The 19,023-nt window shown below is 72.8% G+C and carries 15 protein-coding genes; 6 read left to right on the plus strand and 9 right to left on the minus strand.

Annotated elements, in window-relative coordinates:
* Positions 1–31: 31 nt before the first annotated feature.
* Genes ACIQPQ_RS02050 through ACIQPQ_RS02060 form a run of 3 tightly spaced genes read right to left on the minus strand, consistent with a single transcriptional unit; the run spans position 32 to position 2,772 of the window.
* A complete protein-coding gene (locus ACIQPQ_RS02050) occupies positions 32–934 on the minus strand; it encodes a metal ABC transporter permease (protein WP_401298483.1) in 903 nt (300 codons plus the stop codon).
* Positions 935–940: 6 nt separating this feature from the next.
* Entirely contained in the window at positions 941–1,789 is an 849-nt protein-coding gene (locus ACIQPQ_RS02055; RefSeq protein ID WP_401298485.1) for a metal ABC transporter ATP-binding protein, read from the minus strand.
* Entirely contained in the window at positions 1,786–2,772 is a 987-nt protein-coding gene (locus ACIQPQ_RS02060) for a metal ABC transporter substrate-binding protein (RefSeq protein ID WP_401298488.1), read from the minus strand. The genes ACIQPQ_RS02055 and ACIQPQ_RS02060 overlap by 4 nt, the downstream gene beginning before the upstream one ends.
* A 160-nt stretch (positions 2,773–2,932) precedes the next feature.
* Here ACIQPQ_RS02060 and ACIQPQ_RS02065 point away from each other — a divergent pair, with 160 nt between their 5' ends.
* Positions 2,933–4,315 (plus strand): glycine--tRNA ligase, encoded by a 1,383-nt coding sequence (locus ACIQPQ_RS02065; RefSeq protein WP_383767315.1) that lies wholly within the window; start codon positions 2,933–2,935, stop codon positions 4,313–4,315.
* A gap of 76 nt (positions 4,316–4,391) precedes the next feature.
* On the opposite strand, the gene ACIQPQ_RS02070 is transcribed toward ACIQPQ_RS02065, so the two are convergent.
* Positions 4,392–5,531 (minus strand): chitinase, encoded by a 1,140-nt coding sequence (locus tag ACIQPQ_RS02070; RefSeq protein WP_401298491.1) that lies wholly within the window; start codon positions 5,529–5,531, stop codon positions 4,392–4,394.
* 181 nt (positions 5,532–5,712) lie between these two features.
* On the opposite strand from ACIQPQ_RS02070, the gene ACIQPQ_RS02075 reads away from it, so the two are divergent.
* Together ACIQPQ_RS02075 and ACIQPQ_RS02080 are read left to right on the plus strand one after the other, a co-directional pair.
* The gene (locus ACIQPQ_RS02075; protein WP_401298494.1) at positions 5,713–6,723 is read left to right on the plus strand and encodes an aldo/keto reductase; all 1,011 of its coding nucleotides are present in this window, start codon (positions 5,713–5,715) and stop codon (positions 6,721–6,723) included.
* Positions 6,724–6,748: 25 nt separating this feature from the next.
* Positions 6,749–7,345, plus strand: coding sequence for a TetR family transcriptional regulator (locus tag ACIQPQ_RS02080; RefSeq protein ID WP_401298497.1), 597 nt, complete (start codon positions 6,749–6,751; stop codon positions 7,343–7,345).
* A gap of 28 nt (positions 7,346–7,373) precedes the next feature.
* On the opposite strand, the gene ACIQPQ_RS02085 is transcribed toward ACIQPQ_RS02080, so the two are convergent.
* A complete protein-coding gene (locus ACIQPQ_RS02085) occupies positions 7,374–7,568 on the minus strand; it encodes a hypothetical protein (protein WP_401298499.1) in 195 nt (64 codons plus the stop codon).
* Positions 7,569–7,768: 200 nt separating this feature from the next.
* Between ACIQPQ_RS02085 and ACIQPQ_RS02090 the strand changes: the two genes are divergently transcribed.
* Positions 7,769–11,497 carry a hypothetical protein gene (locus tag ACIQPQ_RS02090; RefSeq protein WP_401298502.1) on the plus strand — a complete coding sequence of 1,243 codons (3,729 nt, stop codon included), beginning with the start codon at positions 7,769–7,771 and terminating at the stop codon, positions 11,495–11,497.
* Here the strand turns inward: ACIQPQ_RS02090 and ACIQPQ_RS02095 are convergent.
* A complete protein-coding gene (locus tag ACIQPQ_RS02095; RefSeq protein WP_401298504.1) occupies positions 11,427–11,642 on the minus strand; it encodes a hypothetical protein in 216 nt (71 codons plus the stop codon). The genes ACIQPQ_RS02090 and ACIQPQ_RS02095 overlap by 71 nt on opposite strands.
* Before the next feature lie 98 nt (positions 11,643–11,740).
* A complete protein-coding gene (locus ACIQPQ_RS02100) occupies positions 11,741–13,198 on the minus strand; it encodes an MFS transporter (RefSeq protein ID WP_401298507.1) in 1,458 nt (485 codons plus the stop codon).
* A gap of 101 nt (positions 13,199–13,299) precedes the next feature.
* Between ACIQPQ_RS02100 and ACIQPQ_RS02105 the strand changes: the two genes are divergently transcribed.
* Entirely contained in the window at positions 13,300–14,274 is a 975-nt protein-coding gene (locus ACIQPQ_RS02105; RefSeq protein WP_401298510.1) for a helix-turn-helix transcriptional regulator, read from the plus strand.
* Positions 14,275–14,296: 22 nt separating this feature from the next.
* On the opposite strand, the gene ACIQPQ_RS02110 is transcribed toward ACIQPQ_RS02105, so the two are convergent.
* The gene (locus ACIQPQ_RS02110) at positions 14,297–15,742 is read right to left on the minus strand and encodes an MFS transporter (RefSeq protein ID WP_401298512.1); all 1,446 of its coding nucleotides are present in this window, start codon (positions 15,740–15,742) and stop codon (positions 14,297–14,299) included.
* Between the two features lie 269 nt (positions 15,743–16,011).
* Between ACIQPQ_RS02110 and dusB the strand changes: the two genes are divergently transcribed.
* Positions 16,012–17,082 (plus strand): tRNA dihydrouridine synthase DusB, encoded by a 1,071-nt coding sequence (gene dusB, locus ACIQPQ_RS02115; protein WP_401299580.1) that lies wholly within the window; start codon positions 16,012–16,014, stop codon positions 17,080–17,082.
* 40 nt (positions 17,083–17,122) lie between these two features.
* Here the strand turns inward: dusB and ACIQPQ_RS02120 are convergent, their stop codons facing one another.
* Entirely contained in the window at positions 17,123–19,009 is a 1,887-nt protein-coding gene (locus tag ACIQPQ_RS02120) for a CDP-alcohol phosphatidyltransferase (RefSeq protein WP_401298515.1), read from the minus strand.
* Positions 19,010–19,023: the final 14 nt, after the last annotated feature.

Below are 19,023 nucleotides of genomic sequence, written 5' to 3' on the forward strand. Positions count from 1 at the left end.
GGGCCATTGTGCCAGCCCGAACGGGGCGCGGTCAGACGCCGGCCTCGTCGCCCGCCCCCCGCGTGGCCGGAATCGAGCATTCCATGGGGTCGCCGGGCGGGTGCGCGGCGGCCTGGGCGCGGGCGCGGCGCCGGGCCAGCGGAGTGGCCAGCGCGGTCAGCGCGATGAACGCCCCGATGGTGAGCAGCACGATCGTCGCGCCGGGCGGGACGTCCTGGTAGTACGAGGTGACGGTGCCGCCGAGGGTGACGGCGACGCCGATCGCGACGGCGATCGCGAAGGTCGCCGCGAAACTGCGGCTGAGCTGCTGGGCGGCGGCCACCGGGACCACCATCAGCGCGGAGACCAGCAGCAGGCCGACCACCCGCATCGCGACGGTGACGGTGACGGCGGCGGTGACGGCGGTGAGCAGGTTCAGGGCGCGCACCGGCAGACCGGTAACCCGCGCGAACTCCTCGTCCTGGCTGACCGCGAAGAGCTGGCGGCGCAGCCCGAGCGTGACGAGCACCACGAACGCGGCCAGCACGCAGATCGCGGTGAGATCGGACTCGGAGACCGTGGAGAGCGAACCGAAGAGGTACGAGGAGAGGTTGGCGTTGGAGCCGGTGGGGGCGAGGTTGATGAACATCACGCCGCCGGCCATGCCGCCGTAGAAGAGCATCGCGAGGGCGATGTCGCCGCGGGTGCGGCCGTACCAGCGGATCAGCTCCATCAGGACCGCGCCGAGGACGGCGACGGCGGTGGCCATCCACACCGGGGACCAGGAGAGCAGGAAGCCGAGGCCGACGCCGGTCATCGCGACGTGGCCGATGCCGTCGCCCATGAGGGCCTGGCGGCGCTGGACGAGGTAGATGCCGACGGCGGGGGCGGTGATGCCGACGAGGACGGCGGCGAGCAGGGCCCGCTGCATGAAGGCGTAGTCGAGGAATTCCATCGGCGCTCAGCTCAGCAGTCCGGTGCGGACGGGGGTGCTGTCCGCGGGGGCGTGGGGGTGGACGTGGTCGTGGCCGGGCAGGGCGTGCTGGCCGAGGGCGCGCGGGGGCGGCCCGTCGTGGGTGACGCAGCCGTCGCGCAGTACGACCGCGCGGTCGATCAGCGGCTCCAGCGGGCCCAGCTCGTGCAGGACGAGCAGCACCGTGGTGCCCTGGTCGACCTGCTCGCGCAGGGTGTGCGCGAGGATCTCCTGGCTGGCGAGGTCGACGCCCGCCATCGGCTCGTCCATGATCAGCAGTTCGGGTTCGGCGGCGAGCGCGCGGGCGATCAGCACCCGCTGGTGCTGGCCGCCGGAGAGCGCGTCCACCGGGTCCTTGGCGCGGTCGGCCATGCCGACCAGCTCCAGGGCGTGCCGGACGGCCGCGTGGTCGGCCTTGCGCAGCACCCCGAACCGGGTGCGCGACAGGCGGCCCGAGGAGACGACCTCGGTGACGGTGGCGGGCACGCCCCCGGCGGCGGTGGTGCGCTGCGGTACGTAGCCCACGCGCCGCCACTCCTTGAACCGCCGCCGGTCGGTGCCGAACAGCTCGATGCGTCCGGCGGCGACGGGGACCTGCCCGATGACGGTGCGGACGGCGGTCGACTTGCCCGAGCCGTTGGCGCCGAGCAGTGCGACGACCTCACCGCGCCGCACGGTGAGGTCGATGCCGCGCAGCACCGGGCGGGCGCCCAGGTCGGCGCGGACGCCGGTCAGCGCGATGACGGGGTCGCCCGTGCGCGCTATGTCGGGGTCGCCCGCTTTCGCTGCGCCGGGTTCGGCTGTGCTGCTGTCCAACGCGCCCTCCGCGAAGATCATTTGGCTCCCAGGGCTTTCCGAAGCGCCGTGAGGTTCGCCTTCTGGACCTCGAAGTAGTCGGTGCCGCGCGACTTGTCGGTGATGCCCTCGATCGGGTCGAGGACGTCGGTGCCGAGGTTCGCGTCCTTGGCGATGGTCTTCGCGGTCTTGTCGCTGACGAGCGTCTCGTAGAACACGGTCGTGACGCCGTCGGCCTTCGCCATCTTCTCAAGATCCTTGACGCGGGCGGCACTCGGCTCCGACTCGGGGTCGAGGCCGCTGATGGCCTCCTCGATCAGGCCGTAGCGCTCGGCGAGGTAGCCGAAGGCGGCGTGGGTGGTGATGAAGACCTTGGTCTTCGTCGAGGCGAGGCCGGTCTTGAACTCGGTGTCCAGGGCGCCGAGGCGGGCGACCAGGTCGGCGGTGTTCTTCTTGTAGTCGGCCGCGTGGTCGGGGTCGGCCTTCTCGAAGGCCTTGCCGACGCCCTGAGCGACCTCGGCGTACTTGACCGGGTCCAGCCACACGTGGGGGTCCTTGCCGCCCTCGTGCTCGTGCTCCTCGCCCTCTTCCTCACCGGCGTGCTCGTCGTGCTCCGCCGCGTGCCCGCCGACCTCGGTGCCGTGCTCCTCCAGGGAGGTCAGCTCCGCCGCGTCGATCTTGGTCTTGAGGCCGGACTGGTCGACGGCCTCGTCGACGGTGGGCTGGAGGCCCTTGAGGTAGAGGGCCGCGTCGGACTCCTCCAGCTGGGCCCGCTGCCGGGCGCTGATCTCCAGGTCGTGGGGCTCCTGGCCGGGCTCGGTGAGGCTGGTCACCTTCACGTGCTCGCCGCCGATCTGCTGGGCGAGGTAGGCCATCGGGTAGAACGAGGCGACGACGTCGAACTTGGACGTGTTGCCGGAGTCGCCCGCCGCCGCGCTGTCGCTGGAGCAGGCGGTGAGGGCGCTGAGACCGAGGGCGGTGGCCGCCGCGACCGCGGTCGCCGGTATGAGTCGTCGTACGTTCATGACACTCATTTTCATCAAATATGGAAACCGTTGTCAACAATCGATTCGAGGTCCCGGAACAGGCAACCGATTTGGTCGAGGGGGAGCCCCCGCCGGTACGCTGGGGCATTCGCTGGAAGCATCTCGCTCCGCCGCCCGTCGTCGTTATGAAGAGAGCACCGTGGCCGCCGACAAGATCGACACCATCGTCAGCCTGAGCAAGCGCCGTGGCTTCGTATTCCCCTGTAGTGAGATCTACGGTGGCCAGCGCGCCGCCTGGGACTACGGACCGCTCGGTGTCGAGCTGAAGGAGAACCTGAAGCGCCAGTGGTGGCGTTACATGGTGACGTCGCGCGAGGACGTGGTCGGTCTCGACTCGTCCGTCATCCTGGCTCCCGAGGTCTGGGTCGCCTCCGGTCACGTCGCCACCTTCTCCGACCCGCTGACCGAATGCACCTCCTGCCACAAGCGGTTCCGCGCGGACCACCTGGAGGAGCACTACGAGGCCAAGCACAACCGCCCCCCGGAGAACGGCCTCGCGGACGTCAACTGCCCCAACTGCGGCAACAAGGGCCAGTTCACCGAGCCCAAGCAGTTCTCCGGTCTGCTCTCCACCCACCTCGGCCCCACCCAGGACACCGGCTCCGTCGCCTACCTGCGGCCCGAGACCGCCCAGGGCATCTTCACCAACTTCGCCCAGGTGCAGACCTCTTCGCGCCGCAAGCCGCCGTTCGGCATCGCCCAGATGGGCAAGTCCTTCCGCAACGAGATCACGCCCGGCAACTTCATCTTCCGCACCCGCGAGTTCGAGCAGATGGAGATGGAGTTCTTCGTCAAGCCGGGCGAGGACGAGCAGTGGCAGGAGTACTGGATGGAGCAGCGCTGGAACTGGTACACCGGTCTCGGCCTGCGCGAGGAGAACATGCGGTGGTACGAGCACCCGAAGGAGAAGCTCTCCCACTACTCCAAGCGCACCGCCGACATCGAGTACCGCTTCCAGTTCGGCGGCAACGAGTGGGGTGAGCTGGAGGGCGTCGCCAACCGCACCGACTACGACCTCACCGCGCACTCCAAGGCCTCCGGCCAGGACCTCGCCTACTTCGACCAGGAGGCCGGCGAGCGCTGGACGCCGTACGTCATCGAGCCCGCGGCCGGTGTCGGCCGCGCGATGCTGGCGTTCCTGCTCGACGCCTACGTCGAGGACGAGGCGCCCAACGCCAAGGGCAAGCTGGAGAAGCGCACCGTGCTGCGCCTCGACCACCGTCTCGCCCCGGTGAAGGCCGCGGTGCTGCCGCTCTCCCGCAACGCCGACCTCTCCCCGAAGGCCAAGGGCCTCGCCGCCGCGCTGCGCCAGCACTGGAACATCGAGTTCGACGACGCGGGCGCCATCGGCCGCCGCTACCGCCGCCAGGACGAGATCGGCACGCCGTTCTGCGTCACCGTCGACTTCGACACCCTCGACGACAACGCGGTCACCGTGCGCGAGCGCGACTCCATGAAGCAGGAGCGGGTCTCCCTCGACCAGATCGAGGGCTACCTCGCGAGCCGCCTCGTCGGCGCCTGAGCCCCACCGGGCGCTGACGCGCCCCGAGTTGTGCGGAGCCCGCCCCGGCCGGATCGGCCGGGGCGGGCTTTGCCGCTCAACGCCCCTGCAAGGCCTTGACGGTGTCGCCGAAGGTCCAGTTCTTCGCACCGTCCCAGTTGATCGACCAGGTCATCAGGCCCTTGAGCGCGCCGCTGTAGGTCCGCCAGGCCTGGGAGACCAGCGCCGGGCTCATGTGGCCGCCGCCCGCGCCGGGTTGGGCGGGCAGCCCCGGCACCTGCTTGTCGTACGGCACCTTGATCGTGGTGCCCTGCACGACCAGGCCCCGGTTGAGGCAGTCGGTCTGGGCGGTGAAGCCCGCGACGGTGCCCGCCGCGTAGGAGTCGCCGGAGCAGCCGTACATGCTGCCGTTGTAGTACTGCATGTTCAGCCACCACAGGCGGCCGTTGTCCGCGTACTTCTTCACGATCGGCAGGTACGCGCCCCAGATCGAGCCGTACACCACGCTGCCGCCCGTGACGTACGCGGTCTCCGGGGCCATGGTGAGGCCGAACCCGGCGGGCATGCGGGCGAGGACGCCGTCGATGATGCGGATCAGGTTGGCCTGGGACGGGGAGAGCTGGTTGATGTTCCCGCTGCCGACGAGGCCGGTCTCGATGTCGATGTCGATGCCGTCGAAGTTGTAGGTCTTCAGGATCGGCACGATCGTCGCCACGAACCGGTCGGCGACGGCGGTGGACGACAGGTCGATCCCGGCCGTCGCCCCGCCGATCGACAGCAGGATCGTCTTGCCGGAGGCCTTCGCGGCGCACATCTCGGCGGGCGTGGCCACCTTCACCCCGGCGTCCATGCCGTTCTCCCACAGCGCCGTGCCGTCCGAACGGATCACCGGGAAGGCCGCGTTGATCACGTTGTAGCCGTGCGCGCCGATCCGGGAGTCGGTGATCGGGGTCCAGCCGAACGGCGGGTGCACGCCGTTGGCGGCGCCGTCCCAGTTCTCCCAGTAGCCCTGGAGCACCTTGCCCGAGGGGCGCGGCTTCAGCGCACAGGTGTCGGCGGCGGGCGCCCCCGGCGGGGCGGCCTGAGCGGCGTTGGCGGCCGGGGAGGCGAGGGAGGCCGGTGCGGCCGAGGCGGTGGGGGTGAGGGTGGCGAGGGCGGCGGTGGTGACGGCGGCGGCGAGCAGGCCGAGGGTGCGGCGGAGGGGGTGGTGGGCTCGGGGAGCGCGGGGTCGTGGCATGAGGGGTCCTCCCGGTGGGGGTGCGGGTGGAGCGAGATCCGTGTCGTAGACATGACAGTGCGACTGGTCCAGACCTTTCGTCAATGGGTCTGGACCAATTCGGCAACCAGGGGCTGGGGGGATGACAACTATGGACTGACAGATATTGAAATCTGTCAGCTGTCATGTCAGGCTGGAGGACATGACGACACACACCCGCACCCTCGGAACCACCGGCCCCCAGGTCTTCCCCCTCGGCCTCGGCTGCATGGGCATGTCCGCCCTGTACGGCGACGCCGACCGGACCGAGTCCCTCGCCACGATCCACGCCGCCCTGGAGTCCGGCGTGACCCTGCTGGACACCGGCGACTTCTACGGCATGGGCCACAACGAGATGCTGATCGGCGAGGCCCTGCGCACCGCCCCCGCGGCCCGCCGCGAACAGGCCCTCGTCAGCGTCAAGTTCGGCGCCCTGCGCACCCCCGACGGCGCCTGGTCCGGCTACGACGGCCGACCCGAGGCGGTCAAGAACTTCGCCGCCTACTCCCTCCAGCGCCTCGGCGTCGACCACCTCGACGTCTACCGCATCGCCCGCCTCGACCCGGCCGTACCGATCGAGGAGACCGTCGGCGCCCTCGCCGAACTCGTCGAGCAGGGCTATGTCCGGCACATCGGCCTCAGCGAGGTCGGCGCCGAGACGATCCGCCGGGCCGCCGCCACCGCCCCCATCGCCGACCTCCAGATCGAGTACGGCCTGCTGTCCCGCGGCATCGAGCAGGCCATCCTGCCGACCACCCGCGAACTCGGCATCGGCATCACCGCGTACGGCGTCCTCTCCCGCGGCCTGCTCTCCGGCCACTTCACCGCCGACCGGCAGCTCGCGGCGAACGACTTCCGCGCCTACGCGCCCCGCTTCCAGGGCGACAACCTGCGCCACAACCTCACCCTGGTCGAGGCGCTCCGCAAGATCGCCGAACAGAAGGGCGTCTCCGTCGCGCAGATCGCCATCGCCTGGGTGCTGGCCCAGGGCGAGGACATCGTCCCGCTGGTCGGCGCCCGCACCCGCGAGCGGCTCGACGAGTCGCTCGGCGCGCTGGACGTCACCCTCGACGCCGGTGACCTCGCCGCGATCGAGGCGGCCGTGCCCGCCGACGCCGCCGCCGGCGAGCGGTACGCGCCCGCGATGATGGCCCACCTCGACAGCGAGCGCTGACCGGGCCACGGGTACGGTCAAGGGCATGGCACCGACCAGCGAGACCCTGACCGCCGAGCGCATCCTGGCGGCGACCGAGGACGTGCTGCGCCGCCACGGACCGGCCAAGGCCACCGTGGTCGACGTGGCCCGCGCCCTCGGCGTCAGCCACGGCAGTGTCTACCGCCACTTCCGTACGAAGGCGGCACTGCGCGAGGCGGTCACCAAGCGCTGGCTGGACCGCACCTCCGACGCGCTCGCGGGCATCGCCGCCGACATCGGCCGCGACCCGGAGACCCGGCTGCGGGCCTGGCTGACCGGCCTGTTCGACGCCAAGCGGCGCAAGTCCGGCGAGGACCCCGAACTCTTCGCCACCTACATGGTGCTGGCCGGGGAGAACGGCCCCGCCGTCGGCGAACACGTCGACGACCTCACCGGCCAGCTCGCCGGGATCGTCGCCGCGGGCGTCGACTCGGGCGCCTTCGCCCCCACCGACCCCCTCACCGCCGCCCGCACGGTCTTCCAGGCCACCGGCCGCTTCCACGACCCCGGCTACCACGAGGAGTGGAAACTCCCCACCGCGGAAGCGGACTTCGGGGCGCTGGTGGACCTGGTGGTGCGGGGGCTGCGGACGGCGGGGTAGGCAGGCCCGCTCCGGCCTGCGGCGGGGCTCACGGCAGGTCCCGGCCCCGGTCCCGCCGCCCCGGCGGGCGGCGGCCCGACCGGAGGGCGTCCAGCAGGCGGTCGAGCACGCGGAGGGCGGCCTGACGGCGGGCCGGGCGGCGCGACCACACGGCGGGCAGGATCACACCCGCGTAGAGGGCGGCGAAGACGAGGAGCAGGGGGAAGGGGCTCGGCAGCGGCATCGGACGTCCTCCGGTCTCGGCGCGGTGCGCCGGGGCGAGTCGGGTAAGGCGGGCCGATCGGGAGGCCCGTGGTGACGACCCTCGTCCGGCCCGGCCGTCGCACCGGCTGCTCCCCGAACACCCCGAACGCCCGGCAGGAACCCCAGGCCGGACCATAGGCTTCGGAGGACCTCGCCGAAGCGCGCCGAAGGGAACGGGAGTTGGCCGCACCACCTGGGGAGCCCGCCCGGACCGCGGGGCCGGTCGCCGACTTCTGCGCCGAGCTGCGCCGTCTCGTCCGCGCCTGCGGGGTGCCCCAGACCCGGATCGCCCGGACGCTGAACCTGAGCGCCGCCTCCGTCTCGGAACTGCTGGGCGGCGTACGGCGTACGGCCCCGGAATGGGACGTGGTGCGCGGAGTCCTCGGACTGTGCGCCCAGCGGTGCGGGGACCCGCCCGTGCCGCCGCCGGGCCTTCGGCTGGACGAGGACTGGTGGAGAGCGCGCCACGCCGAGCTGGAGCGGACCATGGAGACCGCCCCGCCCCGCCCGCGGCGGTCCCCGGCCGCCCCACCCGCGCCCCGCGACGAGGACGACCCGCCCGCAGACGTCTTCGGCGCCGCCGCGATGGAGGTCCCCAAGGCGGTCGGCGTCCTCGCCGGAGGGCATCCGGACGACTCGTACTCCCTGTACGAGGTCCTGTACGCCAAGGAGAACGGGGCGCGGGCGCTGGAGTCCCTGCTGACCGGCTACCCGCAGCGCGTACGGGCCGCCCGGGGGGTGCGGCGGGCCGAGCTGATCCACGCCGCCCGGATGGTGCTGCTGGCGGTCGCCCTCGCCCGCTGCGGGGAGTCCGGGGGCCGCTGGGACGACATGGGAATGCTCGTCAACGGGCCGGTGCGGGCGTACGGGTGGACCGCGCACGACGACGGGGAGCGGCCTCCAGTGCCCGCCGACCCGGTCCTGCACGAGGCCGTCGAACGGCTCGGGATCGACACCGAGGACGAGCGGGAACTGCTGCGCCACTACCTAGACCTGATCCGGCCTCTGGCGGACTCCTGCCCCGAGTTCGCGCTGGCCGTCGGCCTGCCCCCGGCCCCCGCCCGCCCGGTGGCCGGACCCGGCGGAGGAGTCGGCCTCGCCGGGCTCGGCGCGCTGCTCGCGGAGTTCGTCGGACGGGACGAACCCACGCCCACCGCGCGGGCGTTGCTCCACGGTCCGATCACCTCGTTCGACACCCGCGGCCCCGGCCCCCGGCTGCCGACCCTGGCCGAGGGATACGTCAACCCCCGCTACCGGCTGGCCGGACCGGGCACGCCCGGTGTCCAGGACGGTGCCGCCTCCGACAAGTGGTGGCGGGACCAGCCGCCGCACGGCGACATCGAGCGCTTCCTCGCCGCTCATCTCCTGAGCCTGCCCGCCCTGCTGGCCCCGCTGCTCGTGCTCGGCGCCCCGGGCGCCGGGAAGTCGATGCTCACCCGGCTGCTCCAGGCCCGCGCGCCCGTGAGCGAGTTCCGTGTCCTGCGGGTGGAACTGCGCCATGTCCCCGCCGAACTGGACCTGCAGGCCCAGCTCGAACACGCGCTCAAGGACGCCTCCGGACGTGACGAGCGCTGGCCGGACTGGTCGGAACGCGCCCCCGGAGTCCTCCCGCTCGTTCTCCTCGACGGCTTCGACGAACTGCTCCAGGCGGGTGCCCGACGGCTCGACCCCGGACGGCAGTGGAACTACCTGCGCGAGGTCGAACGCTTCCAGCGCCGCGAGGCGGAACAGGGCCGCCCCCTGGCCGTGGTGGTGACCAGCCGGACCGTGGTGGCCGACCGCGCGGACATCCCGCCGGCCACCCAGGTACTGCGCCTGGAACCCTTCGACGGAGGGGAGATCGAGCGCTGGCTCGCCGTCTGGAACACCACCAACCGCGCCTGGACCACCCGCCGCGGCCTGAGCCCGCTCACCCCCGACGCGCTCCTCCCGCACCGGCACCTGGCCGCCCAGCCCCTGCTGCTGCTGATGCTCGCCCTGTACGACGCCGACGACAACGCGGTGCAGTCGCTGCGTGAGGAGGACTTCAGCCGCACCGAGCTGTACGAACGGCTGCTCACCACCTTCGTCCGCCGCCAGCTCGTCAAGGACGGCACCCTGCCGGCCGCCGGGGCACCGGCCGCCGTCGAACAGGAGCTGCACCGGCTGTCGGTGATCGCCGTCGGGATGTTCCAGCGGGGTGTCCAGGCCCTCACCGGCGCCGAGGCGGCGGCCGACCTGACGGCGCTGGCCGACGGCACGGCCGACAGCGACCTGCTCTTCGGGCGCTTCTTCTTCGTCCACGAGGCCCGCACGGTCATCGCCGAACAGCACCTGCGCAGCTACGAGTTCATGCACGCCACCTTCGGTGAGCACCTCGCCGCCCGCCTCGTGGACCGGACCCTGCGCCGCCTGCCGGACCGCCGCCGGGAAGGGCACACCCTGCCGGACGACGGCGCACTGTACGCCCTGCTGTCCTCCACCCCGCTGACCGACCGGGCGCAGGTCGTACGGAACCTGGCCGATCTGTTCGCCGCGCTGCCGACGGACGCCGAACGGACCGCCCTGCACGACCTGCTCGCCGCGCTGTTCCGCGCCGTTCCCTGGGACACCGCCCACCGGACCCCCCACCCCCACGCCCCCGTACGCCAGACCCGTGTGCACCGCGACGCCGTCTACGCCGCCAACCTGCTGCTGCTCGGGGTGCTGGCGCACGGCCGGGTACGCGCCTCGGACTACTTCGGCCCGGACGACCCGGCGGGCCAGTGGCGCAGGCACACCATGCTGTGGCAGTCCCAGATGTCCGGGGAGTCCTGGGACCTCTACACCTCGACCCTCCATCCGGAGCGGATCCGGCTCCCGGACGGGGGCCGGGACCTGGTCGTGGGGACGGGCCGGGTGCCGTTCGTGCAGCACGACCTCGGCTGGGTCGTGGAGTCCCTGCCCCCGGACCGGCCCGTCGAGCAGGCCGTCGACAACCAGGTGACCGACGTCGTGCGGCGGCTGATGTTCGTCGGCGACCCGGACGCCGAACTCCTGCTGAACGCGGCGCACCCCCTGCTCCACCAGGTGCCGAACGCGCTGCGTACGCACGTCGTCGACGACGGACACGTCCGCTCGGCGGCCCACACACTTCTCGCCCTGTTCAGCCGCGACACCGACGACGACCGCCTGCTGTTTGTCCTCCTCAGCAGGCTGCTGACCGCCGTCGAGGTGCTGCCCTCGGCCGAGGCCGACCTCTTCATGCGGCTCCTCGGCGGTCAACTGGTCCGTGGGGCGGAGTCGTTGTCCGACCGGGACCTCGAACACGTCGTCAGGCGACTGGCCTCTCTGCCCGAGGGGATCGGCTTCTACGCGCTGTGGCGGGAATGCGAGGAAGCCGGACGGGACGTCCTGGGGCGTGGCGGCCGTGAACTGCGCGTCGCGGTCGACGCGTTGCGCTCACGCGTGCACACCTACACCGCAAACACGCCGACGATCGGCTCGCTGATCCTCGAGGAGGTGGCCGCGGCCGGCCGCACCGCCCGCAGCTTCGGAGCCCTGCCGACCGACCCTCGCGGCCCCGACCACCTCCTCGACCGCTGCCTGGTCAGCATCGACCTGTCCATTGCCGCCGCCCGTCGGCCCGCCACCGTCATCGACCTGCTCCGCCTCGCCGTGGACCTCGGCCGCACCGACTGGCTCGCCGCGCACACCGCCGAGTTGCTCGTCCTGCTCCCCGACAATGCCTTCGGGCTGCTCCGCCCCTCGGACCTCGGCCCCCTGCGGGCCGCCCTCCCGACGGGCGGCTACGCCTACGAGGCCGAGTTCGCCGAGGTGGAGGAGGCGTACGGACTGCGGCCCCCGTCCCGGAAGCGCCCTAGGGTCGCTCTCGCCCCGCCGGGTCCACCGTCGCCCGGTGGGCCTCCGCCAGGTGCTCCGCCGCCTTGAGCCAGGGGAGGAACTGGGTGGCCTGGTGCCAGCCGCAGGTGTCGCAGGTGAGGGTGCGCCGGGCGCCGGTCCGCCGGACGTGGACGACGTGTTCGCGGCCGTCGCCGTCCCACCGGCTCACCTTGCTCGCGTCGATCCCTGCCACGGTGCCTCCCGTGTCCGTCCCACCGGAGTCCCCCGGAGGGGTCCGGGGGACGGGGTCAGGTAGGAGTGTGCGGCAGGATCGGCGCCGGTGGGTTGCGGTCAGCCGAACTTTCTCGGCAGGCGCAGGCTCAGCAGGCCCGTCACCGCCACCGCGCCGATCTGGACGGCGAGGGTGGTGATCAGGGCGTCGCGGATGCCCAGGTGGGGGGTGAGGGAGAGGTACAGGGTGCCGAGGGTGGCCACGCCCAGGGCCAGGGAGGCCTGTTGGGTGGTGACCATCATGCCGCTGCCGACGCCCGCCCGGACCGGCGGCACCTCCGACATCACCAGCCGCATCACGACCGGGAGCTGGAGTGCCTGGCCCGCTCCGGCGAGGGCCGTGCCGGGGAGCAGGTCGAGGACGCCGACGTCGGGCCAGTCGGCGCGCACCGCGAGCAGGAACAGCAGGACGCCCGCGCCCTGGAGCACCGCGCCCGCCGTCACCACGCGGGAGCCGTAGCGGGTCACCAGGCGGGGACCGGCGAGGGAGACCAGGAAGAAGGCCGTCGCCATGGGGGCGAGGGCGAGACCCGCGCGGACCGGGCTGAGCCCCGCCCCGCTCTGGAGCGACACCGCCACCACGAACATGAACCCGCTGAACCCGACGGCCAGCGGCGCCATGATCGTCAGCCCGCGCCGCAGCGTGGTGAGCGCCAGCAGGCTCGGCGGCACCAGCGGCGTCCGGCCGAGGCGGTCCGCCCGGCGTTCGACCGCGACGAACCCGGCGGCGGCCGGGACGAACGCGGCCAGGGACACCCACGTCCACAGCGGCCAGCCCGCCGCGCGCCCCTCCGTCAGCGGCGCGAGCAGCGTCAGCAGTGCCGCGGCGAGCAGGACCGTGCCGGGCACGTCGACCGGCTCGGGGTGCGCCGAGCGGGTCTCGGGGACCCGGCGGACGGCCAGCGCCAGGCCGACGACGACCACGGGGACGTTCACCAGGAACACCGACCGCCAGCCGCTGCCCGCGATGTCGGCGTCGACGAGGACGCCGCCGAGGATCTGGCCCGCCACCATGGACAGGCCCGCCGTCGCGCCGTAGAGGCTCATCGCGCGGGCGCGGCGGGTGCCCTCGGTGGAGGACTGGATGGTGGCGAGGACCTGCGGCACCATCAGCGCCGCCGACGCGCCCTGCGCGACGCGGGCCGCGACCAGCGTCCAGGCGTCGGGGGCGAGGCCGCAGGCCAGCGAGGTGAGGCCGAAGGCGGCCGTACCGACCAGGAACAGGCGGCGGCGGCCGAAGAGGTCGCCGAGCCGCCCGCCGAGGACCAGCAGGACGGCGTACGCGACGCCGTACCCGGCGACGACGAGTTCGAGGACGGCCTCGCTCGCGGCCAGGTCGCGGCCCATGGTGGGCAGGGCGACGTTGACGATGAAGAAGTCGACGAGGGGGAGCGCGGCGCCCAGCAGCACGGTGAACAGACCGAGGGAGCCGAGCGCGCCGTGCGGGGCCGCCGCCCGGCCCCGCGCGGGGGAGACGGCCGGGGACGGGGTGGGTGGGGTGGGCGTTGTCTGGGTCACGGTGTCGAGCCTGCGCCCCCGCCCACAGGGGTACCAGAGTGTCCTTATCCTGGTAGCGGGAGTACCTGGCACCCGGGTCCGGACGGCGGCAGGCTGGAGGCATGGCGACCATGGCAGCGCAGGAGACGACCGCACCGGCGACGGCGACCGCGCAGGCGACCGCGACCGCGCACGCAAACGCGACGGCACCCGAGCGTACGACCGGTCCGGCGTCGGGCCCGGCCGGGAGCGGTGCCGGCGCCCCGCGGGCCACCGAGATCCGGCGGCACGAACTCGCCGCGTTCCTGCGCAGCCGCCGCGAGCGCCTCACCCCCGAGCGCGTCGGCCTGCCGCGCGGCGCCCGCCGCCGTACGCCCGGCCTGCGGCGCGAGGAGGTCGCCCACCTCTCCGCCGTCGGCGTCACCTGGTACACGTGGATCGAGCAGGCCCGCGACATCCAGGTCTCCGTGCAGGTCCTGGACGCCCTCGCCCGCACCCTGCTGCTCGACGCGAGCGAACGCGCCCACCTCTTCCAGCTCGCCGGGGCCGCCGACCCGAGCCCCGCCTCCTCCTGCGCCGGCATCACCGACGCCCTGCGCGCCACCCTGATGCAGCTCGACCCGCTGCCCGCCTGCATCCAGAACAGCCGCTACGACATCCTGGCCTACAACCGCACGTACGCCCGGCTCCTCTGCGACCTCGACGCGGTCCCGCCCGAGGACCGCAACTGCATGCTGCTGGTGCACACCGACCCGGTCTGGCGGTCCTCGATCGTGCACCTCGACGAGTCGATGCGGCTCATGGCGGCGAAGCTGCGCGCCGCGATGGCCGGGCACCTCTCCGAGCCCGCGTGGAAGACGCTCCTCGGGCGGCTCCAGGCCGCGTCCCCCGAGTTCCGCGAGAACTGGGAGCGCTACGAGATCGTCGCCAACCGCAGCAAGACCAAGCTGTTCCGCAACGCCCACGTCGGGCTGCTCACCCTCAGCCACACCGACCTGTGGCTCAGCCCGCAGGAGGGGGCGCGCATGGTGACGTACACCCCGGTGGACGCGGAGAGCCGGGAACGGCTGGAGAAGCTGTACCGGATGTTCCCGTGAGGCCAGACCCGTACGGGACCGCTCAGACGCCGGCGCCCGCTGTCTGCCGGATCTCGTTCTCCTCCAGCCGCTCCGCCGTCCGCACGGCCGTCCCGCGCGCCCACCGGCCGCTGGAGACGAAGCCGACCACCAGCACCAGCGCGCCGCACGCGGCGAGGATCCACCAGCCCGCGACCGCCGCCGACACGAACGTCTCGCGGTACGACGACGCTCCTATCCCGGCGGCCAGCACCGCCCCGATCACGGCCACGCCCAGCGTCTGCCCGAGCTGGCGGCTGGTGGAGGCGACCGCCGCCGCCACGCCCGCCTGACTCCGGGGCATCCCGGAGACGGCCGTGTTGGTGATCGGCGCGTTGACGAACCCGAAGCCGATGCCGAAGAGGGCGTAGCCGAGGAACAGGGTGCCGTTGGAGGTCTCCGCGTCGAACGCGGCGAACAGGACGCCGCTCGCGGTCATCGCGACGCCCGCGATCAGCAGCGGGACGCGCGGCCCGACGGTGCCGACGAGACGGCCGGAGAGCGGCGCGCACAGGAACGTCGGCAGGGCCATCGGCAGCATCCACAGGCCCGCGTGCAGGGCGTCGAGGCCGCGCACGTTCTGGAGGTACAGCGTCGACAGGAAGAGGAAACCGCCGAGCGCGGCGAAGGCGCTGATCGCGATCACGGTCGCGCCGCTGAACGGCGCCGACCGGAAGAACCGCAGGTCGATGAGGGGTTCGTCGCGCCGCGGCTCGTACCACAGCAGCCCGGCGAGCGCGGCCAGCGCGACCGCCCCGAAGGGCAGGCTCACGGCGAGCCCCGCCTCCGGCGCCTCGATGATCGCGTACGTCAGGCAGCCGAACAGGGCGATGACGAGGAGCTGCCCGACCGGGTCGGGGCGGCGGGCCTTCGGGGCGCGGGACTCGGGGACGAAGCGCAGGGTCAGCAGCAGCGCGGCGAGGCCGACCGGGAGGTTCAGCCAGAAGATCGAGCGCCAGCCGACCGACTCCACGAGCAGCCCGCCGACCAGCGGCCCGGCCGCCATGGAGAGGCCGACGACGGCCCCCCACGCGCCGATCGCGCGGGCCCGCTCGCGGGGCTCGGTGAAGGTGTTGGTGATGATCGACATGGCGACCGGGTTGAGCATCGAACCGCCCACCGCCTGCACCATCCGCGCCCCGATCAGCAGCTCCAGGTTCGGGGCGAGGGAGCACAGCAGCGAGCCGAGGGAGAAGACGACCAGGCCGGTCGTGAAGACCTTGCGGCGGCCGATCCGGTCGGCCGTGGAGCCCGCCAGCATCAGCAGCGCGGCCAGCACCAGGGTGTAGGCGTCGATCGTCCACTGGAGACCGGCGGTGGAGGCGTGGAGGTCGCGCTCCATCGAGGGGAGGGCGACATTGAGGACGGTGTTGTCCAGGCTCACGATCAGCAGGCTCATGCAGCAGATCGCGAGGACGAGCCGTCGTCGGCGGGGGCTCAGCTCGGGCATGCGGCCATCGTAGCCCAAGTCAATAGTGTGGCTAACTAATGACTGCTACAAGCGGGGCGGCGATGGGTGACAATGGGCGGATGTCCACGCCCCTCCCGACGCCCGCCCCGACGAACCTTCCCGCGACCGTCCCGGCGCCCGCCCCGGCGACCCGTCCCGCGACCGTCCCGGCGCCCGCTCCGGCAGCCGTGCCCGCGGCGGGTTCCCCGGCCGGGTCCCCGCTGCGGATCGGTCCGCACACCGTCGTGCCGCCCGTCGTGCTCGCCCCCATGGCGGGCATCACCAACGCGCCCTTCCGCACCCTGTGCCGGGAGTTCAGCGGCGGCAAGGGCCTCTTCGTCAGCGAGATGATCACCACGCGGGCGCTGGTCGAGCGCAACGAGAAGACCATGCAGCTGATCCACTTCGACGCGACGGAGACCCCGCGCTCGATCCAGCTGTACGGCGTGGACCCGGTCACCGTCGGCAAGGCCGTCCGCATGATCGCGGACGAGGGCCTCGCCGACCACATCGACCTCAACTTCGGCTGCCCGGTCCCGAAGGTGACCCGCAAGGGCGGCGGCTCGGCCCTCCCGTACAAGCGGAACCTGCTGCGGGCCATCCTGCGCGAGGCCGTCGGCGGCGCCGGGGACCTGCCGGTCACCATGAAGATGCGCAAGGGCATCGACGACGACCACCTCACCTACCTCGACGCCGGGCGGATCGCCGTCGAGGAGGGCGTCACCGCCATCGCCCTGCACGGCCGCACCGCCGCCCAGCACTACGGCGGCACCGCCGACTGGGAGGCCGTCGCCCGCCTCAAGGAGCACGTCCCGGAGATCCCCGTCCTCGGCAACGGCGACATCTGGTCCGCCGACGACGCGCTGCGCATGGTCCGCGAGACCGGCTGCGACGGAGTCGTCGTCGGCCGGGGCTGCCTCGGCCGGCCGTGGCTCTTCGCCGACCTGGTGGCCGCCTTCGAGGGCCGCGCCGAGTTCGCGCGGCCCACGCTGCGCGAGGTCGCCGACATCATGGTCCGCCACGCCCGGCTGCTCGGCGAGTGGATCGGCGACGAGACCAAGGGCGTCACCGACTTCCGCAAACACGTCGCCTGGTACCTGAAGGGCTTCGCGGTCGGCTCCGAGATGCGCAAGCGGCTCGCGATCACCTCCTCGCTGGAGGCACTGCGCGCCGGGCTCGACGCACTCGACCTCGACCAGCCCTGGCCGGCCGGCGCCGACGGCCCGCGCGGCCGGACCTCCGGCAACAACCGGGTGGTCCTGCCCGACGGCTGGCTCAAGGACCCCTACGACTGCGCGGGCGTCGGCGAGGACGCGGAACTGGACACCTCCGGCGGCTGAGCCGGGCGGAGCCCGCCCCGGCTCCTTCGCCCGGGGGCGGTCAGTTCTTCGACGGGTGCGGTGTGGAGCCGTACGCCGTGAGGAACTTGTCGCGGAAGGCGCTCATCTTCCACACCGGCGCGTCCTTCGCGGGCCTGACGCCGTCCGTCCACTGCCAACCGGCGACCTTCTCCAGGACCTTCGGGTCCTTGGCGACGATCGACACCGGCACGTCCCGGCTCGCGTGGTTCCCGCTGACGCGGGCGATCGGCTGGTGGTCGCCGAGGAAGACCAGGACGGTGTCGTCGGTGCCGTACCGCTCCAGCCACTGGGTGAGCGCGGTCACCGAGTACTGGATCGACTTGCCGTACTCCTCGCGGGACTTGGTGCTGTCCGCGATGACGTCGGCGGCGTCCTTGCCCGCCTTCTCGATGCCGTCGAAGACCGAACCGTCGCCCAGCTGGCCCCAGTCGACCATCTCCGGGATCGGCGCCCACGGCTGGTGGCTGGAGGTGAGGATGACCTCCGACATCAGCGGCTTGTCGCGCGGCTGCCCGTGCACCAGCCGCTGGAACGCCTCCAGCGCGTACTGGTCGGGCATCGTGGACCAGCTGAACTTCGGCCCCTGGTAGCCGAGTTCGAAGGCGTTGTAGACGTTGTCGAGGCCGTAGTACTTCTGCTCGGGCCAGCCCTTCTGGATGCCCGGCATCACGCCGACGGTGTCCCAGGCGCCGGTCTTCTTGAACGCCTTGGTGAGGCTGAGGTGGTCGCTCGCCATCACCGTGCGGTAGCGCTGCTGGGTGTTGACCCACAGCCCCGACATCGTCGTGGAGTGCCCGAGCCAACTGCTGCCGCCGTACGTCGCCGACGTCAGCCAGCCGCTCTTCGCGTGGTAACCCGCCTTCGCCAGGGACGCGTTGCTCAGCTCCAGGGTGCGGTTCACGCCGGGCGCCATGACCGGGTCCTCGATCGCGCTGCGGCCGTAGCTCTCGATGAACGTGAACACCACGTCCTTGCCGCGCAGATCGGGCAGGAGCTGGTCGGGCGGGGTGGCGCCGAAGGTGTCGCTGCGGGTCTCCTTGGCGAACGCGGCCTCGTCCGCGAGGGTCTTGCGGACCGCCCGGGTCTGGTCCACCACCGTGTCCGCCGCCCCGTACGAGGCCAGCGGCACCCCGGCGGTCTGGAGCCCGAGGATGGAGCAGGTGATCCACACCGTCGCCGACAGCAGCGTGCCGCGCGTGGCGAGCTGGGTGTCGCGCACCAGCAGCCCGGAGAGCCGTACGGTCGCCAGGGCCATGCCCGCGAAGAGCACGACCACCAGCAGCAGCAGGCCGACCGTCGCGGCGGCGGCCGTCGCGCCGCCCATCGAGTCGGCGACGTAGGACTGGGCGTCGTCGAGCAGGCCCCAGTCCAGGACCAGGTTGAAGCCCCGGCCCAGGTACTCCACGAAGTACATGTCGAGCAGGTTCAGCACGGTCAGCGCGCCGAGGAACACCCCGAACAGCGCCGCCGCCGCCACCCGGGCCCGGCGCGGCAGCGACAGCAGCACGGCCGCCGCGAGCACCGCCTCGCCGGGCAGCCGCAGGAAACGTTCCGGCTGGAGCGCGAAGAGCCGGTTCGGCAGCACCAGTGCGCCCAGCACCAGCACGAGGGAGAGCACGGTCGCCGCCCACCACACCACCCGCGCGGCCCGCGGATGCCGCCCGCGCCAGGCCCGCGCGTGGGCGAGGCGGGCACGGAGGCCGGGGAGACGCGGGGCGGAGGGGGCCGCCTCGGCAGCCTCGGGGGCCGGACCCTCCTCGGTGGCCGGACTCTCCTCGGCGGCCGGGGTCTCCTCGGCCGGGGTGCCTTCGGGGGCGGCCTCCCCGGCGGTCGTCGCGCCGGGTTCGGGCACGGGGGTGCCGTCGTCCGAGCCGGGCAGGTCAGGAGACCGTGTGACAACAGGCACCCGAGGGTCCTTCC

The sequence above is a fragment of the Streptomyces sp. NPDC091281 genome (assembly GCF_044757425.1).
In the GTDB taxonomy this organism is placed as follows: Bacteria; Actinomycetota; Actinomycetes; order Streptomycetales; family Streptomycetaceae; genus Streptomyces.

What these genes read in the sequence shown, in the direction of transcription:
- ACIQPQ_RS02050 (WP_401298483.1), bottom strand. Translation starts at nt 934, where the DNA reads ATGGAATTCCTCGACTACGCCTTCATGCAGCGGGCCCTGCTCGCCGCC.
- ACIQPQ_RS02055 (WP_401298485.1), bottom strand. Translation starts at nt 1,789, where the DNA reads ATGATCTTCGCGGAGGGCGCGTTGGACAGCAGCACAGCCGAACCCGGC.
- ACIQPQ_RS02060 (WP_401298488.1), bottom strand. Translation starts at nt 2,772, where the DNA reads ATGAACGTACGACGACTCATACCGGCGACCGCGGTCGCGGCGGCCACC.
- ACIQPQ_RS02070 (WP_401298491.1), bottom strand. Translation starts at nt 5,531, where the DNA reads ATGCCACGACCCCGCGCTCCCCGAGCCCACCACCCCCTCCGCCGCACC.
- ACIQPQ_RS02075 (WP_401298494.1), top strand. Translation starts at nt 5,713, where the DNA reads ATGACGACACACACCCGCACCCTCGGAACCACCGGCCCCCAGGTCTTC.
- ACIQPQ_RS02080 (WP_401298497.1), top strand. Translation starts at nt 6,749, where the DNA reads ATGGCACCGACCAGCGAGACCCTGACCGCCGAGCGCATCCTGGCGGCG.
- ACIQPQ_RS02085 (WP_401298499.1), bottom strand. Translation starts at nt 7,568, where the DNA reads ATGCCGCTGCCGAGCCCCTTCCCCCTGCTCCTCGTCTTCGCCGCCCTC.
- ACIQPQ_RS02105 (WP_401298510.1), top strand. Translation starts at nt 13,300, where the DNA reads ATGGCGACCATGGCAGCGCAGGAGACGACCGCACCGGCGACGGCGACC.
- ACIQPQ_RS02110 (WP_401298512.1), bottom strand. Translation starts at nt 15,742, where the DNA reads ATGCCCGAGCTGAGCCCCCGCCGACGACGGCTCGTCCTCGCGATCTGC.
- dusB (WP_401299580.1), top strand. Translation starts at nt 16,012, where the DNA reads ATGGCGGGCATCACCAACGCGCCCTTCCGCACCCTGTGCCGGGAGTTC.